The 16916-nt window shown below is 67.0% G+C and carries 18 protein-coding genes; 9 read left to right on the top strand and 9 right to left on the bottom strand.

The window, feature by feature from the left end:
- Positions 1 to 9: 9 nt before the first annotated feature.
- From ODR01_RS00205 to ODR01_RS00180, 6 genes are all read right to left on the bottom strand, one after another.
- Entirely contained in the window at positions 10 to 381 is a 372-nt protein-coding gene (locus tag ODR01_RS00205) for a cupin domain-containing protein (RefSeq protein ID WP_316975574.1), read from the bottom strand.
- A gap of 18 nt (positions 382 to 399) precedes the next feature.
- On the bottom strand, positions 400 to 837 hold the full coding sequence (locus ODR01_RS00200) for an RbsD/FucU family protein (RefSeq protein ID WP_316975573.1): 438 nt from the start codon (positions 835 to 837) through the stop codon (positions 400 to 402).
- Between the two features lie 34 nt (positions 838 to 871).
- Complete coding sequence (locus tag ODR01_RS00195; protein WP_316975572.1) at positions 872 to 1633, bottom strand: SDR family NAD(P)-dependent oxidoreductase; 762 nt, start codon at positions 1631 to 1633, stop codon at positions 872 to 874.
- Positions 1634 to 1778: 145 nt separating this feature from the next.
- The gene (locus ODR01_RS00190; RefSeq protein ID WP_316975571.1) at positions 1779 to 3038 is read right to left on the bottom strand and encodes a glucarate dehydratase family protein; all 1260 of its coding nucleotides are present in this window, start codon (positions 3036 to 3038) and stop codon (positions 1779 to 1781) included.
- A 36-nt stretch (positions 3039 to 3074) separates the two neighbouring features.
- On the bottom strand, positions 3075 to 3770 hold the full coding sequence (locus tag ODR01_RS00185; RefSeq protein WP_316975570.1) for an RraA family protein: 696 nt from the start codon (positions 3768 to 3770) through the stop codon (positions 3075 to 3077).
- Positions 3767 to 4528 carry a GntR family transcriptional regulator gene (locus ODR01_RS00180; protein ID WP_316975569.1) on the bottom strand — a complete coding sequence of 254 codons (762 nt, stop codon included), beginning with the start codon at positions 4526 to 4528 and terminating at the stop codon, positions 3767 to 3769. The genes ODR01_RS00185 and ODR01_RS00180 overlap by 4 nt, the downstream gene beginning before the upstream one ends.
- Positions 4529 to 4630: 102 nt before the next feature.
- On the opposite strand from ODR01_RS00180, the gene ODR01_RS00175 reads away from it, so the two are divergent.
- The 3 genes from ODR01_RS00175 (at position 4631) to ODR01_RS00165 (ending at position 7680) form a co-directional block, all read left to right on the top strand.
- On the top strand, positions 4631 to 5602 hold the full coding sequence (locus tag ODR01_RS00175) for a tripartite tricarboxylate transporter substrate binding protein (RefSeq protein WP_316975568.1): 972 nt from the start codon (positions 4631 to 4633) through the stop codon (positions 5600 to 5602).
- Between the two features lie 64 nt (positions 5603 to 5666).
- Positions 5667 to 6149, top strand: a complete 483-nt coding sequence (locus ODR01_RS00170; protein ID WP_316975567.1) for a tripartite tricarboxylate transporter TctB family protein — start codon at positions 5667 to 5669, stop codon at positions 6147 to 6149.
- Between the two features lie 13 nt (positions 6150 to 6162).
- Entirely contained in the window at positions 6163 to 7680 is a 1518-nt protein-coding gene (locus ODR01_RS00165; RefSeq protein ID WP_316975566.1) for a tripartite tricarboxylate transporter permease, read from the top strand.
- Positions 7681 to 7938: 258 nt separating this feature from the next.
- Here ODR01_RS00165 and ODR01_RS00160 read toward each other — a convergent pair whose 3' ends face one another.
- On the bottom strand, positions 7939 to 8700 hold the full coding sequence (locus ODR01_RS00160; RefSeq protein ID WP_316975565.1) for a class I SAM-dependent methyltransferase: 762 nt from the start codon (positions 8698 to 8700) through the stop codon (positions 7939 to 7941).
- A 233-nt stretch (positions 8701 to 8933) separates the two neighbouring features.
- Between ODR01_RS00160 and ODR01_RS00155 the strand changes: the two genes are divergently transcribed.
- From ODR01_RS00155 to ODR01_RS00130, 6 genes are all read left to right on the top strand, one after another.
- Positions 8934 to 9092, top strand: a complete 159-nt coding sequence (locus tag ODR01_RS00155) for a YqaE/Pmp3 family membrane protein (RefSeq protein ID WP_316975564.1) — start codon at positions 8934 to 8936, stop codon at positions 9090 to 9092.
- 110 nt (positions 9093 to 9202) lie between these two features.
- Complete coding sequence (gene ptsP / locus ODR01_RS00150) at positions 9203 to 10840, top strand: phosphoenolpyruvate--protein phosphotransferase (protein WP_316975563.1); 1638 nt, start codon at positions 9203 to 9205, stop codon at positions 10838 to 10840.
- 90 nt (positions 10841 to 10930) lie between these two features.
- A complete protein-coding gene (locus ODR01_RS00145; protein WP_316975562.1) occupies positions 10931 to 11848 on the top strand; it encodes a pirin family protein in 918 nt (305 codons plus the stop codon).
- 137 nt (positions 11849 to 11985) lie between these two features.
- Complete coding sequence (locus tag ODR01_RS00140) at positions 11986 to 12918, top strand: ring-cleaving dioxygenase (protein ID WP_316975561.1); 933 nt, start codon at positions 11986 to 11988, stop codon at positions 12916 to 12918.
- Positions 12915 to 13586: an alpha/beta hydrolase gene (locus tag ODR01_RS00135; protein WP_316975560.1), complete on the top strand. Its 672-nt coding sequence runs from the start codon at positions 12915 to 12917 to the stop codon at positions 13584 to 13586. The genes ODR01_RS00140 and ODR01_RS00135 overlap by 4 nt, the downstream gene beginning before the upstream one ends.
- Positions 13587 to 13647: 61 nt before the next feature.
- A complete protein-coding gene (locus tag ODR01_RS00130) occupies positions 13648 to 14052 on the top strand; it encodes a hypothetical protein (RefSeq protein ID WP_316975559.1) in 405 nt (134 codons plus the stop codon).
- Here ODR01_RS00130 and ODR01_RS00125 read toward each other — a convergent pair.
- The gene (locus ODR01_RS00125) at positions 13939 to 15654 is read right to left on the bottom strand and encodes a glycoside hydrolase family 17 protein (protein ID WP_316975558.1); all 1716 of its coding nucleotides are present in this window, start codon (positions 15652 to 15654) and stop codon (positions 13939 to 13941) included. The genes ODR01_RS00130 and ODR01_RS00125 overlap by 114 nt on opposite strands.
- A gap of 84 nt (positions 15655 to 15738) precedes the next feature.
- Positions 15739 to 16836, bottom strand: coding sequence for a class I mannose-6-phosphate isomerase (locus ODR01_RS00120; RefSeq protein WP_316975557.1), 1098 nt, complete (start codon positions 16834 to 16836; stop codon positions 15739 to 15741).
- Positions 16837 to 16916: the final 80 nt, after the last annotated feature.

Raw genomic sequence — 16916 nt, 5'->3', positions numbered from 1 at the left:
CGGTGCCGTTCAGTCGCCGGTGGCGACCACCGTCTTCGGTTCGACCATCAGGATGGCCGTGCGTTCCGGCGCGCGGGTGCGATGCAGCACGCCTTTCGGTACGGTGAATCCCTGACGCGGCTTCAACTCGACGATCTGGTCCTCAAGGTCGATGAAAAGAGTCCCATCGACGACATAGAAGAACTCGTCTTCGTTGTCGTGCTTGTGCCAATGGAATTCGCCGCGGACCACGCCGAGGCGGATGACGCTGTCGTTCACCTCGCAAAGGGTCTGGTTGAACCATTCGTCCGTCACCCCGGAGCGGATCTTGTCGATATCGATCAGCTTGAGAAAGCCGTAGGCGACGTCGTAGTTGATGGAATAGGGAGACTCGGGCGCCATGGTCCCTCCTTCTATTGGCTAGTACGTCTCGCTTTGCTCCAGCTTCACCACGCCGATGGTGAGCAGCAGGTTGGCGAATCGCCGCTTTTCGCCGGTGGCGACGACGAGCGTGGTGAGCGGCGAACAGACGGTGTCGTAAAAGTCGTACCGATCCAGGCGCTTCAGCTCGATGCCCGCGGGCAGCATCCTGAGGTACTCGTCCTGGATGGGCGCCACCTCGCCGGTCGGGATCTTCATGACCGCGGCGCCCTGCAGGGGAATGACGTCGAGCAGCACGTCGAGCACCTCGGTGGTTTTGGGAATCCCCGGCGTCAGGTTGAGGTAGACCACGGTGGCGTTGGGCCCCGAGCGCGACGCGAACGGATAGTTGCCATCGGCGATCAGGACTTGCGAGAAATGGCCGGAGGTGCCGAGCACCTTAAGGATTTCGGGATGAAGAAGCCGGGTCTTGAGCATGCGACGCCTCTTTCTCGAAAGGGTGGGGGGATGGCTAGGCGCAGTATACTCCGCCGTTGATGTCGAGGGTTTCGCCGGTGATGAACCCATCGTATTCCGACGCCAGAAAGACGATCGGCCGGGCGATGTCATAAACATCGCCGGCCCGGCCCAGGGGGATGCCCCGGATGGTCTCGTCGGCGGACGCCTTCGTCGTATGGGTGTTGTGGAAGCGGGTGCCGAGAATGAGCCCCGGCGCCACCGCGTTGACGCGGATGCCCTGGGGCCCCAGCTCGTTGGCGAGCGCCCGGGTGAAGGTCAGGACCGCGCCCTTGGTCATCGAATAGACCAGCGATCCGGGGTGGCCGCCCTTGCGGCCGGCCAGCGACGACAGGTTGACGATGGAGGCGCCGTTGGCCTTGGCGAGGTGCGGTACCGCCTCGCGCGTTACCAGCATCATGGTTGTCATGTTGATGTCGATGACGGTGCGCCAGAAGGCCACGTCGACGTTGCCCAACAACCGGCGCTCGACCAGCCCGCCGACGTTGTTGACCAGTACGTCGAGGCCGCCCAGGAACGCCGCCGCTTTCGCCACCACTTCGACGGCCGCCTTTTCGTCCGTCAAATCGGCCTGGAAGGCGGAAGCCCGGCGGCCGAGAGAGGCGGCGAGGGCCATGATTTCCTTCGGCCCGTCCTCGCCCATGTAGTAATGGATGGCGATGTCGCAGCCGGCCTTGAGCAGGCTTTCGGCCACGGCCTTGCCGATGCCCTGTTCGGCGCCGGTGACGAAAGCCCGCTTATCCGTCAGTGATCCCATTGTCGACTCCTGGAAAGACGGTGAACTGGCCGGGATCCGCGTCCCCGCGATCCCGGTTTCATTTCCCTAAGCATATAACAGCATGACCGCACCGCGCGTCGATGCGATTTCGGCCGCCAAACGGCTTCGGCGCGCTTTTAAGCCCTCAGAACCGGGGCAGCGTGCCCTTCCAGTCGGGGACGTACTTGCGCATTTCCTTGACGTCGTCGCGGTCGAGGTCCGCGCAGGCCAGATACCGGCGATGGAGGCGGTCGAGCGCGTCGTGGTCGATCTCGACGCCGAGACCAGGACGGGTGGGCACCGGCAGGGCGCCGTCGACGAACTTGAGCTTGCCGCCCGTTACCACCTCGTCCTGCTGCCATGGGTAATGGGTGTCGCAGGCGTAGGTCAGGTTGGTGCAGGCGGCGGCGACGTGGACCATGGCGGCAAGGCTGATGCCAAGGTGGGAATTGGAGTGCATGGACAGCCCCAGCCCCCAGATCGAGCAGATCTGGGCCAGGCTCTGGGTGGCACGCATGCCGCCCCAGTAGTGGTGGTCGGAGAGGACCACCTGGACGGAGCCATGGCGGATGGATTCGGCCAGATCCTTGAAGCTGACCACCACCATGTTGGTGGCGATCGGCATCGAGATGGCGCGGGCCACCTCGGCGCTTTCGGCGAAGCCGAGCACAGGGTCTTCCAGGTATTCCAGCGTGCCCGAAAGCTCGCGCGCCGCCGCGATGGCGGTCTTCACCGTCCAGCCGCCGTTGGGGTCGAGACGCAGCGGATGGTCCGGGAAGGCGCGACGCAGCTGGCGCATGGTCTCGATCTCGACCGCCGGTTCGTAGACCCCGCCCTTGAGCTTGAGCGACTTGAAGCCGTATTCGACGACGAACGCCTTGGCCTGGCGGACCACGGCTTCCGGCGTCTCGGCGGCGCCGTAGGGATCGTCGTGGGCGGCGCCGAGATGGCGGCCCTTCTTGTAGAACAGATAGGCGCTGAACGGCACCGCGTCGCGGACCCGTCCGCCCAGCACCTCGGCCACCGGCAGCCCCAGGAGCTTGCCCTGGAGGTCGAGACAGGCGGTTTCGAAGGCGGCAAACGCGATGGCCTTGGCCCGCTCGGGGATGGTGCCGGGGGCCAGGATGCTGCCGTCCTTGACCGCCATGCCGGCCAGCCCGCGTTCGACCAGGGCTTGCAGTTCGTTGAGGCGGAACGGGTCGAGCCCGGGCAACAGGTCCTTGACGCGATTGAGGCCGTTCAGGGTGTTGCTGTCGCCATAGGTCTCGGCCAACCCGACCAGGCCGTTGTCGGCCGTCACCTCGATCACCGAACGCAGCGCGTAGGGCTGGTGGATGCCCAGCACGTTGAGCAACGGCGGGTCCTGAATGGCGATCGGCGTGACGGTGATCTTTTCGATTTTCATGACGTATCCTCCAGGCGGCGCGGTGGGCCGCCGGCTTCAGAACTTGCCGTATTTTTCCTGGACGTCGAGCGGGCTTTTGCCGGCCGCCACTTCGGCCCGGCTCAACGTCTCGCTGGCCGCTTTTTTCTCGGCTCTCTCCAGGGTTTCGAGGGTCAGCGCCCTGGGCACGATGACGACGCCGTCGTTGTCGCCGACCACGAAGTCGCCGGGTTCGACCAGGAGGTGGCCGTCCATGCCGCGCACGAAGATCGGGACCTGGTAGTCGGTCACCATGTAGCGCCCGAAACTTTGCGCTGGGCTGCGGTACCGGCAGAAGGTCGGAAAGCCCATCTCGATCAGCCAGTTCGAATCGCGCGTCGAGCCGTCCAGCACGGCGCCCTGGCAGCCGGCGGCAAAGGCCGCGGTGGCATTGATCTCGCCGAAATGGCCAACGTCGAAGTTGCCGCCCGAATTGCGGATCTGGATGCATCCCTCGGTCATGCTTTGCACCATGGCCAGACGGGTGTCGACGGCGGCCATGCTGGGTGTGGTGGTTGCGTGCACGGTGAAGGCGGGGCCGGCTACCTTCATGGATGGGACCAGCGGATAGATGCCGGGCTCCATCGCCCGTCCGGGGTGGCCGAGTTCGGCCAGCACGTCGTAAACCTGCCCGGTCGTCAGCTTGAGGAAGCGTTCACGGATGCTTGCCACGGCGAAATCGAGCGCCAGTTTGCGGATCGGATAATCCGTCATGACGTTTGCCGAATTTCTTCGTTCGGGCCGAAGCACTCCGGATGGCGCGCCTTCAGGCGTTCCACCCGCCCCAGGGTGCCGGCCAGATGGGCGCGGACCGCCGCCTCGGCCTTTTCGGCGTTGCCTTCGCGAAGCGCCGCCAGGATGGCTTGGTGATCGCGCAAAACCGCCTCGACCTTGCCCTGCGAGGGAAGATCGAGGCTGCGGAGCCTGTCGATGTGAGAGCGCCTCGCCATGACCACCGACCACAGGCCCTCGACTCCGGCCAGCCGGCAGAGGCGGGCATGGAATTCGTTGTCGCAGGCGGAGAATCCTGCCAGGTCCCCTTGCGAAGCGCAGAACTCCTGGTGCTTCAGGATGCTTTCGAAGTCTGTCGCCGCGGCCCCGAAGATCTTGCCGTTGGCGATCGTGCGCACGACCTCGACCTCGATGCAGACCCGCAGGAACTGGGCTTCCACCGCATGGCGGGTGTCGATGAACGTGACGACCGTCCGTGACCGCGGCACGATCTCGACCAGGCCATCCGCCTCCAGCTTGAGCAGCGCCTCGCGAACGGGCGATTGGCTGACGCCGAGGGCTTCGGCGATATCGGCCTTGGCGATGAACTGGCCCGGCCGCCAGGCCAGTTCGATGATATGCGAGCGCATGGCCGCGTACACCTGCGCCACCATGGGCAGGCGCAGGTTGATCTTGGTGAACGTCGAGCAGTCGACGTAGCTGTCCACTTGGCAGTCCATGGCTTGATAAAGCGGCTCCATGAAGAATCACCTTTACAATGATATTCTGATATTTCAAAATATCAATATCCAAATTCGGTTCTGATCGGTCACGCGATCTGGAATCATAAGAGGAGGTGGATCATGAAAAAGTCCCTGAGTGTCAGCCTGCTTGCTTCAGTCCTGTCGGTGGCTGCCGCTTCCGCCATGTCGGCGGATGCGACGGCCTGGCCCGCCAAGACGGTCCAGGTCATCGTACCGGCCGGCGCCGGCGGCGATACCGATTTCAACGCGCGTACCATGGCCAAATACTTCGAGAAGATTACCGGCAAGTCCATGGTCATCACCAACATGGGTGGCGGCGGCGGCACCATCGCGACGTCCCAGGTGAAGAACGCGGCGCCCGACGGCAGTACGATGCTGTTCGGCCACACCGGCCAGTTGATCGTCAACGAGGTCGCCGGCCTTGCCGATTATGGCATCGACGCCTTTGCGATTTCCTGCATCGCCGGCGTCGACAAGGGCACGGTGTTCGTCGCCGGCAAGAAATCCGGCCTGAAGACCGTCGGCGACCTGGTCGCCAAGGCCAAGGCGCAGCCCGGCACCGTCATCTATGGCACCGAACTTGGCGGCTACTCTCACCTGCAAGGCCTTATTTTCCAAAACCTCGCGGGGGTGAAGCTCAAGATCGTCGATACCGGCTCGGCTTCCGAGAAGATCACCTCGCTTCTGGGCGGCCGCATCGACTTGGGCGCCATCACCTTCGGCGCGGTGAAAGATTACGGCACCACGGGCGATATGGCGGTTCTCGCGCAGTTCAACGGCGAGCGTAACCCGCTGCTGGGCAACATCCCGACCTTCAAGGAAAACGGCGTCAACTTCGTCATGGAAAAGCCCTACATCGTCGCCTTCCCGAAGGGCACCGATGCGGCGATCGTCGAGAAGATGGCGAGCGTCATGAAGCAGATCACCGAGCAGCCGGCCTATGCGAAGGATCTGGAGCAGGGCTTCAAGCAGCCGGTGACTTACTATGGCACGAAGGAGGCACTCGCCCATCTCCAGGCGGTTCGCACCGACTTCATGCAGTATAAGGATCTGCTGCGCCAGAAACCCTGAGCGTACCTATCGAGGCCGGACCAGCGGTGCACCGATGTCCGCCACGGACCGTCGAGGATCGATCATGAATGACACCAAGAAAAGGGAATTCGCGCTCGGTCTCGTCATGCTGTGCGCCGGCCTCGCCTATCTCTTCCTGACCTTCGACTTGCCACGCAAGGGGGGCATAGACGCTTCTTTCGTGCCCTATGTGCTCGGCTTTTTCATGGTCACGCTGGGGGCAATGCAACTGGCCGCGGCCAGGCGGATGGCTGTGGCCTCCGGTGCCGGCAGTGCCACGAACGACGTGGAAGCGGAGCGGGTCGACTATACGACCGTCTTGAGGACGGTCGGACTGATCGTCGCCTATGTCGCCCTGCTCGGCTACGTCGGCTTTCCCATCATGACCGCCCTTTACCTGTACGCTCAGTTCCTGGTGCTCAGCCCGACGGGGCGCAAGGTCAACCATGTCACCTATGGGGGCATCGCCGTCGTTGCTGCGGCGCTGATCTATGTCACTTTCCGGTTCGGCTTCGACCTGCTGCTCCCGGCCGGACTACTGGGCTAACGGGGGACGATCGATGTTGGACTTGCTTCAGCAAGGTTTCGCAGCCGTCTTCACATTGCAGATCATCGGCTTCGTCACAGTGGGCGTCGCGGTTGGCATCATCTTCGGAGCCGTGCCCGGCCTGACCGCCGTGATGGCGGTCGCGCTGTGCCTGCCCCTGACCTATGGCATGAGCGCGGCCGCCGGCATCTCGCTGCTGGTGGCGCTCTATATCGGCGCTACCTCGGGCGGCTTGATTTCGGCGATCCTGCTCAAGATTCCCGGCACGCCGGCCTCGATCGCCACCACCTTCGACGGCGGCCCGATGATGGAAAAGGGCGAGGGCGCCAAGGCGCTGGGCGTGGGCATCGTGTTCTCGTTTCTCGGCACCATCGTCAGCATCGCCGCCCTGATCTTCATCGCCCCGTCGTTGGCCAAGGCCGCCCTGAGTTTCGGCCCGCACGAGTATTTTTCGATCGCCATCTTCTCGCTCACGCTGATCGCCACGCTGTCGAGCGGATCGATGATCAAGGGCCTGTTCTCGGGTGTCGCCGGCTTCGTCTTCGCCACCGTCGGCATCGCCCCGGTCGACGCCATCCGCCGCTTCACCTTCGGCCAGACGGACCTCAACAACGGCTTCGAGATCCTTACCGTGCTGGTCGGCGTCTTCGCCATTTCGGAAATCATCGGCGTCGCCGAAAAGGTCAGGCACGAGGGGGACATCGTCACCGGCTCGGTGAACCTGAGAGCAATCAAGGGGTTCGGCTTTTCGCTGCGGGAGTTTTTCGGCCAGATGCCCAACGCGATGCGCTCCTCGGTGATCGGTATCGGCATCGGCATCCTGCCCGGCATTGGCGCCGCCACCTCGAACCTGATCTCCTACGTCGTCGCCAAGAAGCGCTCGCGCCACCCTGAAAAATTCGGCACCGGTATCATCGACGGCCTGGTGGCCTCCGAAGCTGCCAACAACGCCGGCATCGGCGGCGCCATGATCCCGCTGCTGACGCTGGGCATCCCGGGCGACGGGGTGACGGCGATCATGCTGGGCGGCTTCCTGGTCCACGGCATCCAGCCGGGGCCGATGCTGTTCGTTACCCAGGGTCCGCTCGTCTATACGATCTTCGCCGCGCTGGTGGTGGCGACGGTGATGATGCTGGTTCTGGAGTTCTATGGCCTGCGCATCTTCATCAGGCTGCTTGCCGTGCCCAAGCATATCCTGCTGCCGATCATCCTGGTGCTTTGCGTCGTCGGGGCCTTCGGCCTGAGTAGTCGGGTGTTCGACGTCTGGACGATCCTGTTGTTCGGCCTGATCGGCTATGGATTCGTGAAACTCAAGGTCCCGGCCGCGCCGTTCATCCTCGGCTTCATTCTGGGGCCGATGGCGGAGACGAACCTGCGCCGCGGGCTGATGCTTTCCGACGGCGATTTTCTGGGCTTTCTGACCAACCCGATTTCCGGCGTCTTCCTGGTTCTGGCGATCGTGTCCGTCTTGTGGCATGTCATCCAGGCATGGCGGGGCAGACCGGCCAAGGCCCGCAACGCTTCGGCCTGAGGAGAAAGGGCAAGGCGCGTCCTGCTCGCCGTGGGCCCTTCCGAAACCGCATGGCTGCCCTGCCGAGCGGGCATTGGACCTTTCGCCGGGATGCGACTAATTTTTCACCTGTTCGGGCGCGATGCCCGAATTTTGGGCCCGGGTCCTAGGACGCCGGGTCCAGCGTCTCCCAGACGTGAAGCCTCCCTGTAAAACTCGCCGGGCCAACTTGTTGGCCCGGTTTTTTTTGCGGGTTCGCCAGGCCGGGAGGCCCGGCCGTCAGTGCGCCTTCGTGCAGAAAAAGATGTTTTCCTTGGTGTTGAGCCCGCAGCGGGTCATCGTTTTGCGCCCGAGGCCCGTTTGCGGCCGTTCGATGCTGACCGAAAAACGGGCCCGCGCCAGACGGTCGGGAAAGTCGTAGCCGTAGACCCGCACGTGATCGCGCTGGCCGAACAGTTGCCGGCGGCGCTCGGGGTCCGTGATCGACGTATCCTCGAAGGTGGCCTGGCGGGTGATCGGCACCTGAATGATCGCCCAGCCGCCCGGCCGCAAGACCCGGCGCAGCTCGTTCATCGCCTTCAGGTCGTCCGGCACGTGCTCCAGCACGTGGCTGCAATAGATCGCATCGAAGGACTGCGAGCGAAACGGCATGCCGGTGAGGTCGCCCTGTACCAGGACGTTGTCTTCGGACAGGTCGAAGGAGATGTAGGATTCCTGCGTCCATCTACGCAACACCCGCTCGACCGGCGGTTCCGGGGCGACGTGCAGGACGCGCTTTAAGCCGGCCAGCAGTTCTTGGCGCCGGTTCAGAAACATCGCGGACAGCCGGTGACGCTCCAGCGCCCCGCAGACCGGGCACATGGCGTCCGAGCGCGGCTGCTCGCCATAGGGGCCGAACTGCCGGACGTGGCTGTTGCAGCACGGACAGAACCGCCGGGTGCCGAAGTGGGCCGCCCGGGCGGCATAGCTGCGGATGGCTCCGCGATATCGGGGGGGCACGATTTGTCTGAAGATCTGCTTCGTCGCATCCGATTGCGTCAAACCTACACCTCCTGTCTGCGAATGGGCGCGATGGTGTTGATTGGCGGGGCGGCAGGGTTCGCGTCGCGGCGGAACCGCACATTCTCCACGAGGCGAACCGCACGAGCCGCATATTGTTCCCGCAAAAAAGGGTTGCCGACGCGGGAAAACCGCAGCGGAACCTTCCCATCCGTTCCACGGTTTCCATTGGCAGGTCCGTTCCGGCGGGCCGTCACCTTCGGGAGGCCCCTGCCTTGGACATCATCCGTGTCATCTTCGCGATTCTGCTGCCGCCGCTCGGCGTCTTCCTCCAGGTCGGGCTGGGCCTGCACTTCTGGCTGAACATCCTGTTGACGCTGCTGGGCTATATCCCGGGCATCGTGCACGCCATCTGGATCATCGCCAGGCGGTGACGGCCTGCGGGGGCGTGTGCCGGCGCGAGATCCCTTTTCTTGTCTTCGTTTCCCCCCTACCCTTGGCCCGAGACGGGCGTTCGTGCCCAGGTGCGGATGGAGTCTTGGGGGTGCCGAAGATCGGGGGCAGGGCGGCCAGGGCGGCGGAGCGCCACTGGCGGGGAGTGGTCGCCTCGGAAGGCCTGGCGGCGGGAACGGTCTTTCTCCTGACGCCCCAGGAGCGGACGGCCGATGTTGCCGCCACCACGCCGCACAAGGAACGCCGCCGCCTGAAACGGGCGATGGAGGCGGCCCGCCGCGACATCGCCCGGCTGATTGCGAAAACTCCCGAACCCGAATCGGCCCATATCCTCGACATCCAGCTCCGCATCCTGGAGGACAAGACCCTCATCGGTCCCGTTCACGCCGCCATCGCCGCCGGCGCTTCGGCGGCGCAGGCCTGGAACGCGACGGTCGCCGTCGACGATGCCGTGGATGCGCCGGCGGACGCTCCCTACCTGACGGCCCGCGATTCGGATACGCGGGATGTCCGCGACCGGGTGGCGCGCCTGCTGCTGGGCCGGCGGCCGGCGGTGCCTCCCCTGGGCGCCATCCTTGTCGCCGAGGATATCGGCCCCACCCGCTTTCTCGAAATCGACTGGAGCCACGGCGGCGGTCTCGCGCTGACTGGCGGCAGCCGCTCCAGCCATGTCGCCATGCTGGCCCGCGCCAAGGGTGTGCCGATGCTGGTCGGGCTCGCCGGCGGCGCCGGCCTCGTCGACGGGGCGCCTGCCCTGCTGGATGCCGAGCGGGGCGAATTGGTGCTCGATGCCCCGGCCGCCGAGAGGGCCGCCTTCGAGCGGCGGGCCATCGCCTTCTCCGAGCGGACCGGCCAGGTCGCACTCTACTTGCCGGGGCCGGCGGTGACGGCGGAGGGCGAGCGGGTGTGGGTCGGGATCAACGTGGCCGGGCCGACCGATCTCGACGGCCTGGAGCCTTCCCACTGCGACGGCGTCGGCTTGGTGCGCACCGAGTTTCTGTTCCAGGGTGCCGGCCGTCCGCCCAACGAGCGGCGGCAGTTCGAGGCCTACGAACGCATCATCCAATGGGCGGCCGGCCGGCCGGTCACCTTCCGCACGCTGGACGGCGGGGGCGACAAGCCGATCGCCGGCCTGTCGCCCGAGAACGAGCCCGACCCCTTCCTGGGCTGGCGCGGCGTGCGCCTGTCGCTGCGCCATCCCGCCGTCTTTCGTGTGCAGTTGCGCGCGCTGTTGCGCGCCGCCGCCCTCGGGCCGGTACGCGTCATGCTGCCGATGGTCACGTCTCCCGACGAAGTGGCGGCGGTGCGCGACCTTCTCGACAAGGTGCGCCGCGATCTCAAGACCCATCGCATCGGCTTCGGCAAGGTGGCGCTGGGCATCATGGTGGAGGTGCCGGCCGCGGCGCTCGCCATCGAGGACTTCGACGCCGACTTCTACAGCATCGGCAGCAACGACCTGATCCAGTACACCCTGGCGGTTTCGCGCGGCGCCCGCGACCTCGAGGCGCTGGCCCGGCCCGACCACCCGGCCGTGTTGGGCCTGATCGAGCGGGTCGTCGCGCATGGCCTCAAGACCGGGTGCGAGGTCGGCCTGTGCGGCGACATGGGCGGCGATCCCCGCTACCTCGATCGCCTGTTCGACCTCGGTCTGCGCTCTCTTTCCGTCGCCCCCGCCGCCCTGGCCCGCGTCAAGGCCGCCATCGCCCGCATCGGCCGGCCGCAGCCGTAAAACCAACGTCGCCGTCGCGGCCTTGCGGGGTCTTGAACGGGCGCCTTTCGGGCGCACATGTGGAAAGCACATCTTCCAGGGAGGATCGCCATGAGCTGGATGCCCGGTCAGGACCCCGTGCTGGGCGACAAGCGCTCGTGCGACGCGCTCGATCTCGTCGTCGTGCCCCGCGCCCGCGACATTGGCGGCTTTGCCGTGCGCCGCGCCCTGCCGCATGGGCAGAAGCAGATGGTCGGGCCCTTCATCTTCTTCGACCAGATGGGGCCGGTGCAGTTCCTCGGCGGCCAGGGCATGGACGTCCGGCCGCATCCACACATCGGGCTGGCCACGGTCACCTATCTTTTCGACGGCCGCATCATGCACAGGGACAGCGAGGGCAACGCGCTGGAGATCCGTCCCGGCGAGATGAACCTGATGACGGCCGGGCGCGGCATCGCCCATTCCGAGCGCACGCCCGGCGCCGCCCGCCAGACGGGCGAGGGGATGTTCGGCATCCAAAGCTGGATCGCGCTGCCCGCCGCGCACGAGGAAACGGATCCCGGCTTTCAGCACTTCGACGCCGCCGTCCTGCCGGTCGTCGAAGACGGCGGGGCGTGGGCACGCGTGATCGCCGGGTCGGCCTTCGGCGTCACTTCGCCGGTGGGGCGGCTGTCCGAGTGGTTCTACGTCGAGGTGATGCTCGATGCCGGCGCCAGCGTGCCCCTGGATGCCGACCACGAGGAACGGGCCGTCTATGTGGTGGAGGGCGAGGTCGAGGTGGCCGGCGATCGCTTCGAGGGGCCGCGATTGCTGGTCTTCCGGCCGGGCGACCGCATCGCCGTGCGGGCCACCCGCGCCGCCCGCCTGATGCTGCTGGGCGGCGCCGCGCTGGAAGGTCCGCGCCACATCTGGTGGAACTTCGTCTCCTCGCGCCGCGAGCGCATCGAGGAGGCCAAGGAGGATTGGAAGAGCGGGCGCTTCCGGCCGGTGCCGGGGGAAAGCGAGTTCATCCCGCTGCCCGGGGCCTAAGCGTCGCCGGCCGAAGATTGTCCATATTTTGGCGACAGTCTTGTGATTTTTGCGCCGATTGTTTCCTGATTCCGGCAGCGCGATATAAGGTTGCGACAACGGGATCCCGCCACCGGACGGGATGAAAGGATCAGATCATGTCAGGCATCCATCATGTGACGGCGATCGCCGGCAATGCGGCGCGCAACCTCGATTTCTACACCCGCACCCTGGGCCTGCGCTTCGTCAAGAAGACGGTCAACTTCGACGATCCCGGCACCTATCATTTCTATTATGGCGACGAGGCGGGCTCGCCCGGCACCATCCTCACCTTTTTTCCGTGGGAGCATGCGGGCGCCGGGCGCGCCGGCGTCGGGCTGACGCAGGAAACCGGCTTCCGGGTGCCGGCGGCGGCCATCGGCTATTGGACGCAACGGCTGATCGAGAAGGGCGTGGCGGTTGACGCGCCGGTCCGGCGCTTCGGCGAGCCGGTGCTCGAATTCGCCGATCCCGACGGTTTGCGCCTGGCCCTGGTCGGCGTTGCCGGCGCCGAGGCCGAGCCAGCCTGGAGCGCGAACGGCATCCCCGCCGAGCACGCCATCCGCGGCTTTCACGGCGTCACCCTGATGCTGGAGGAAGCGGCGCCCACCGGCGCCATCCTGACCGACGTGCTGGGCTTCGCCGAAAGCGGGCGCGACGGTCCGCGGATCCGCTATCGGGCCGACGCCGGGGCCGGCGGCCTCGTCGATATCCGCGAGGCCAAGGGGTTCCTTCGCGGTGGCATGGGGCGGGGCTCGGTCCATCACGTCGCCTTCCGCGCCGTCGACGACGCCGCCCAGGCGGCGATGGCGAAGAAGCTGTCGGAAAATCATCGCCTGGCGGTGACCGAGCAGAAGGACCGGCAGTATTTCCGCTCGGTCTATTTCCGCGAGCCGGGCGGCGCGCTGTTCGAAATCGCCACCGACCAGCCGGGCTTCGCCATTGACGAGCCGCTGGCCTCGCTGGGTGGCGCGCTCAAGCTGCCGCCGTTCCTGGAGGCGCACCGGGCGGAACTCGAAGCGGTGCTGCCGGCCCTGGAGGGCGCGGCATGACGGCCGATGTCCTCACGGCCGGCTCGCCGCTGGCAAGCGCCGCCGGCGCCGTCGTCCTGCTGCATGGGCGCGGCGCCGGGCCTGAGGACATGCTGGGGCTGGCGGAAGCCCTGGGGCGGCCGGATCTGGCCTTCCTGGCCCCCCAGGCGCCCGGGCGCACCTGGTATCCCTATTCCTTCCTGGCTCCGCTCGCCGACAACGAGCCGGCACTGACCCAGGCGCTGGCCCGTGTCGACGCCACGGTGGCGGACCTGGGGCGGGCCGGCTTTTCCCCCGAGCGCATCGTCCTCGCCGGCTTTTCCCAGGGCGCCTGCCTGGCGCTCGAATACGCCGCCCGCCACGCCCGGCGCTATGGCGGCGTGGCGGCCTTGAGCGGCGGCCTGATCGGGCCGAAGGGAACGGCCCGCGACTATGCCGGCTCGTTGGCCGGCACGCCCCTCTTCATCGGCTGCGGCGATCGCGACGGCCACATTCCCCTTTGGCGCGTCCAGGAATCGACCGGCGTTCTCGAAGGCCTGGGGGCCGAGGTCGCCGAGCGCATCTACCCCGGCATGGGCCACACCGTGAACGACGACGAGATCCGCCACGTCCGCGCGCTGCTGGCCGGGTTGCCCGCTGCCGGCGGCGAGCGCCGCAGCGCCATCGGAATTGATTCGGCGAACGGATAATGCTCTAAGATCGGCCGCCCCCATTCGACGGCTTGCGGGACGGGGCGGAAAGGTTCGATCGATGGTTCGGGTGATGCGGGTTCTGTTCGTCGAGGCGCCGATCCTGGGCGCCCTGGTGCTGGCCGCGATCGGCTTCGCCGTCGGTCTGGTGCTGCGCTACGAGTGGATCGAACCGGTTGCCATCGGCATTCTGTGCGACGAATCGGCCAAGGCGCCGCTGTGGTGCGGGCCGCGCACCGCGCTCGTCGTCTCGGCGCAATCGCTGCCCGGCCGTGCCGTCGTCGTCGGGCTGGCCTTCCTGCTGTGGCTGGTGCGGAACGAAACGGCGGCCCGCAACTTCGGCTTTGCCATCCTATTCCTGGCCGGGATGGGCCTGATTTTCTACAACACCGGCGCGGCCGTGGTCGCTTTTTGCGTGGCCGGCCTGCGCCTGGTCCGGCTGGAAAAGGCGCCGCCCCAGCCGTAGGGCCTCGGCCCAGCTCGCGCCAAGCCCCGGCGCCGCCAGCAGCAGGCAGACGGCGATCCACATCCAGCCTTCGACGTTGCCCCACCAATCGTTGCCGAACAGGCCGGCGATTCCCACGGCGGCGGTCGTCCAGGCTTCCTCGCGGCGCTCGCCGGGCCGGATGACGGGCCGCGTGCGCAGGGTGTGCCACAGCAGCGCCAGCCCGGGAATCCACATCCCGAGGGTCGGGAAGTCGCGGTGCCGGCCGTCGAAGGCGATGGCCAGCGCCATCAGGGCGGCGCCGCCCATGGTCGCCCACCAGAAGGTGCCGAGCACGAGGTCGCCGTCGGGCCGCCGCCACGGCCGCTTAAGCCAGCCGACGACGGCGTCGAAAGGCGCGGGACGAAGTCCCGCCACCGCCGGATCGTTCACCAGGTGCAGGGCGATGAGGCCGGCCCCGAACACGGTCACCGCCATGAGGCCGGCGACGCCCACCGTGCCGAAGGGGGTGTAGGGCACCGTTTCCATCATGCGGCCGAGGCCGACCAGGGTCGCGCCCAATGCCGGGCCGAGCAGGCCGAGGCCGAGCCAGCCCACCGCCGTCGGGCGGCGCCCGCCGGCCAGGGGGGCCAGCAGCAGAAGGCCGGAAAGGGCGGCGGCGAACAGCGCGGCGCCCCGCCAGGCCGGCCATTCGGAAACCGGCCCGGTCAGCGGGAACTTGGGCTCGAGGTCGCGATCGAGAATGCCCCAGAAGCCGCCCACGGTGCCTTCGGGCCCCTTCTTCCACGGCTGGTCCCAGCCCTCGATCAGGTTGTAGTCGAGCTTCTGTTCCGTCGCCCATACGGTGAACTCGCGCATGAAGCGCGCTTCGTTGACCACCGAGGGCACGGCGCCGCCGCGCGTGCGCCCGGCGCTCGGCCAGCCGACCTCGGCCATCAGCAGGGGCTTGCCGGGGAACTCGACGCGCACCTTGGCGGTGAGGTTGCGCAGGTGCTCCTGCACCTTGTCGATGGTGGTCGGCGTCGGATCGTCCCAGTAGGGCAGGAGGTGGATGCCGACGATGTCGACCGCGTCGGCCACCATCCGGTTGCGCAGCCAGAAATGGGGGATGTCGGCATAGGCGATGGGCAGGGTCGTGCGCTCCCTCACCGAGCGGATGATGCCGGCCAGGCGGTTGCCCGACATTTCGCGGCGCAGCAGGACCTCGTTGCCGACGATCAGCAGGCGCACCGCCTTGGGATAAGCCGCCGCCAGTTCGAGCGCGGAGGCGATCTCGCGCTGGTTCAACGCCTCCTTCTTGCTGATCCACATGCCGAGCATGACCTCGATGCCCAGCTCGTCGGCGATCCGCACCACTTCGGGATAGGGGCCGAGGGTCGAGTAGAGGCGGATGCAGTTGGTGAAGGGTTTCAGCGCGGCCAGCGAGTCGCGAAGGATCCGTTCGTCCACCTTGTACTCGTGCTTGAGCGGCGTCTCGCGGCCCTGCCAGGGCGTGTAGGACACGCATTGCAGCCGCCCGCCCGGCACGTCGGGCACCGTCACCGGGCGGCCCAACCACCCCCACAACGCGAAGCTGACGCCGAGGGCGAGGCCCAGGGCGGGAAGGGCGAACAGGCGCGACATGACCGGGGAAACCCCTCTCATCCGACGGAAGACGCCCGCATATACCGTCCATTGCGGTTTTGGGCAATGACGGCGTTCCCTGCGTCAGGCGCCGGGCGGCTTGGGCGGCAGGCAGCGGGCCAGGGTCATGCGGCCGGTAAGAAGGGCTTCCTCGATGGCGGCGGGCAGGAACAGGCGGGTCCAGGGCTTGAGAGGTATGGCCTCGCCCTCGACGGTGATCGTGCCTTCGCCGTCGAGCACGACGAGGATCGAATAGCGGCCGTCGAAAGCGGGCGCGAAGGCGCCGGTGACGGAAAGGCGGCGCACCTCCAGCAGCCGGGTGCGGGGCGCCGCCAGCAGGGCTTGCTCGCGGCCGCCCTCGGTTTCGGCGATCGGGGCTGGGTGGGCGCCGAAGCGGGTTTTGACTTCGGCGGGCGTGTAGGCGGTGAAGTCGAACATGTCGACCACCTTCTCGGCGCCCAGGCCCAGGGTGCGGGCGGATTCGGACACCTTCAGCGTCTTGTCGGCGTATTCGCACTGCACCACGAAGTCGGTCGGCTCCTGGATCTCGAGGAGGGTCAGGCCGGGGCCGATGGCGTGCGGCAGCCCGCCCTCGATCAGAAGGATGTTGCCGGGGGCCACCCGGACGGGATCGAAGCAGGCCATCATGGCGTCCGAATCCTGCTCGGCGATCATGCGCCGCCAGGCGTCGCGTCCCGGCGGCCGCTGGAAGCCGGCCAGCACCCAGGCGTCGGGCCGGCGGGTCTCCAGAATCCACCAGGCTTCCGTCTTGCCGCTGGCGGCGCCGAGGTTGGCCTTGGCCCAGGCCACGCTGGGATGGGCCTGGATGGAAAGGCGCACCGCCGAATCGATGAACTTGACCAGCAGTTGCGGCCTGACCCCGAAGGCCGCCACGTGGGCCGCCCCCAGCGCCGCCTCGGGATCGTCGGCCAGCACCGCCGTCATCGGCAGGCGGCACCCATCGCAGGCTTCGGCGATCGACAGGCCCTCGCCGGGGATTGCCGGGCCGGGACGGGCCGGGTTCAAGGCCGCCACCGCCGAGCCGATCCAGTCCTCCGGCTGGTTGCCGTCCCGGGGCTCGGGCTTGCCCTCGATACGGTCGAGGAAGGCGCCGCCCTGGTAGGTGCGCCACACCCGGTTGGGCAGCAGGCGGAACGGACGGCGATAGACGGAAAGGGGCATGCGAAGAACTCCTGGCGGCGTCGGGAACGTTTGATTTCGCGCCCCGTCGGACATAAGGTCGGCATCCAGGGTAATCAAAA

This window comes from Shumkonia mesophila (assembly GCF_026163695.1).
In the GTDB taxonomy this organism is placed as follows: domain Bacteria; phylum Pseudomonadota; class Alphaproteobacteria; order Rhodospirillales; family Shumkoniaceae; genus Shumkonia; species Shumkonia mesophila.
Note: the sequence above shows the minus strand (reverse complement) of the source record. Positions and strands in the feature narration are given on the sequence as shown.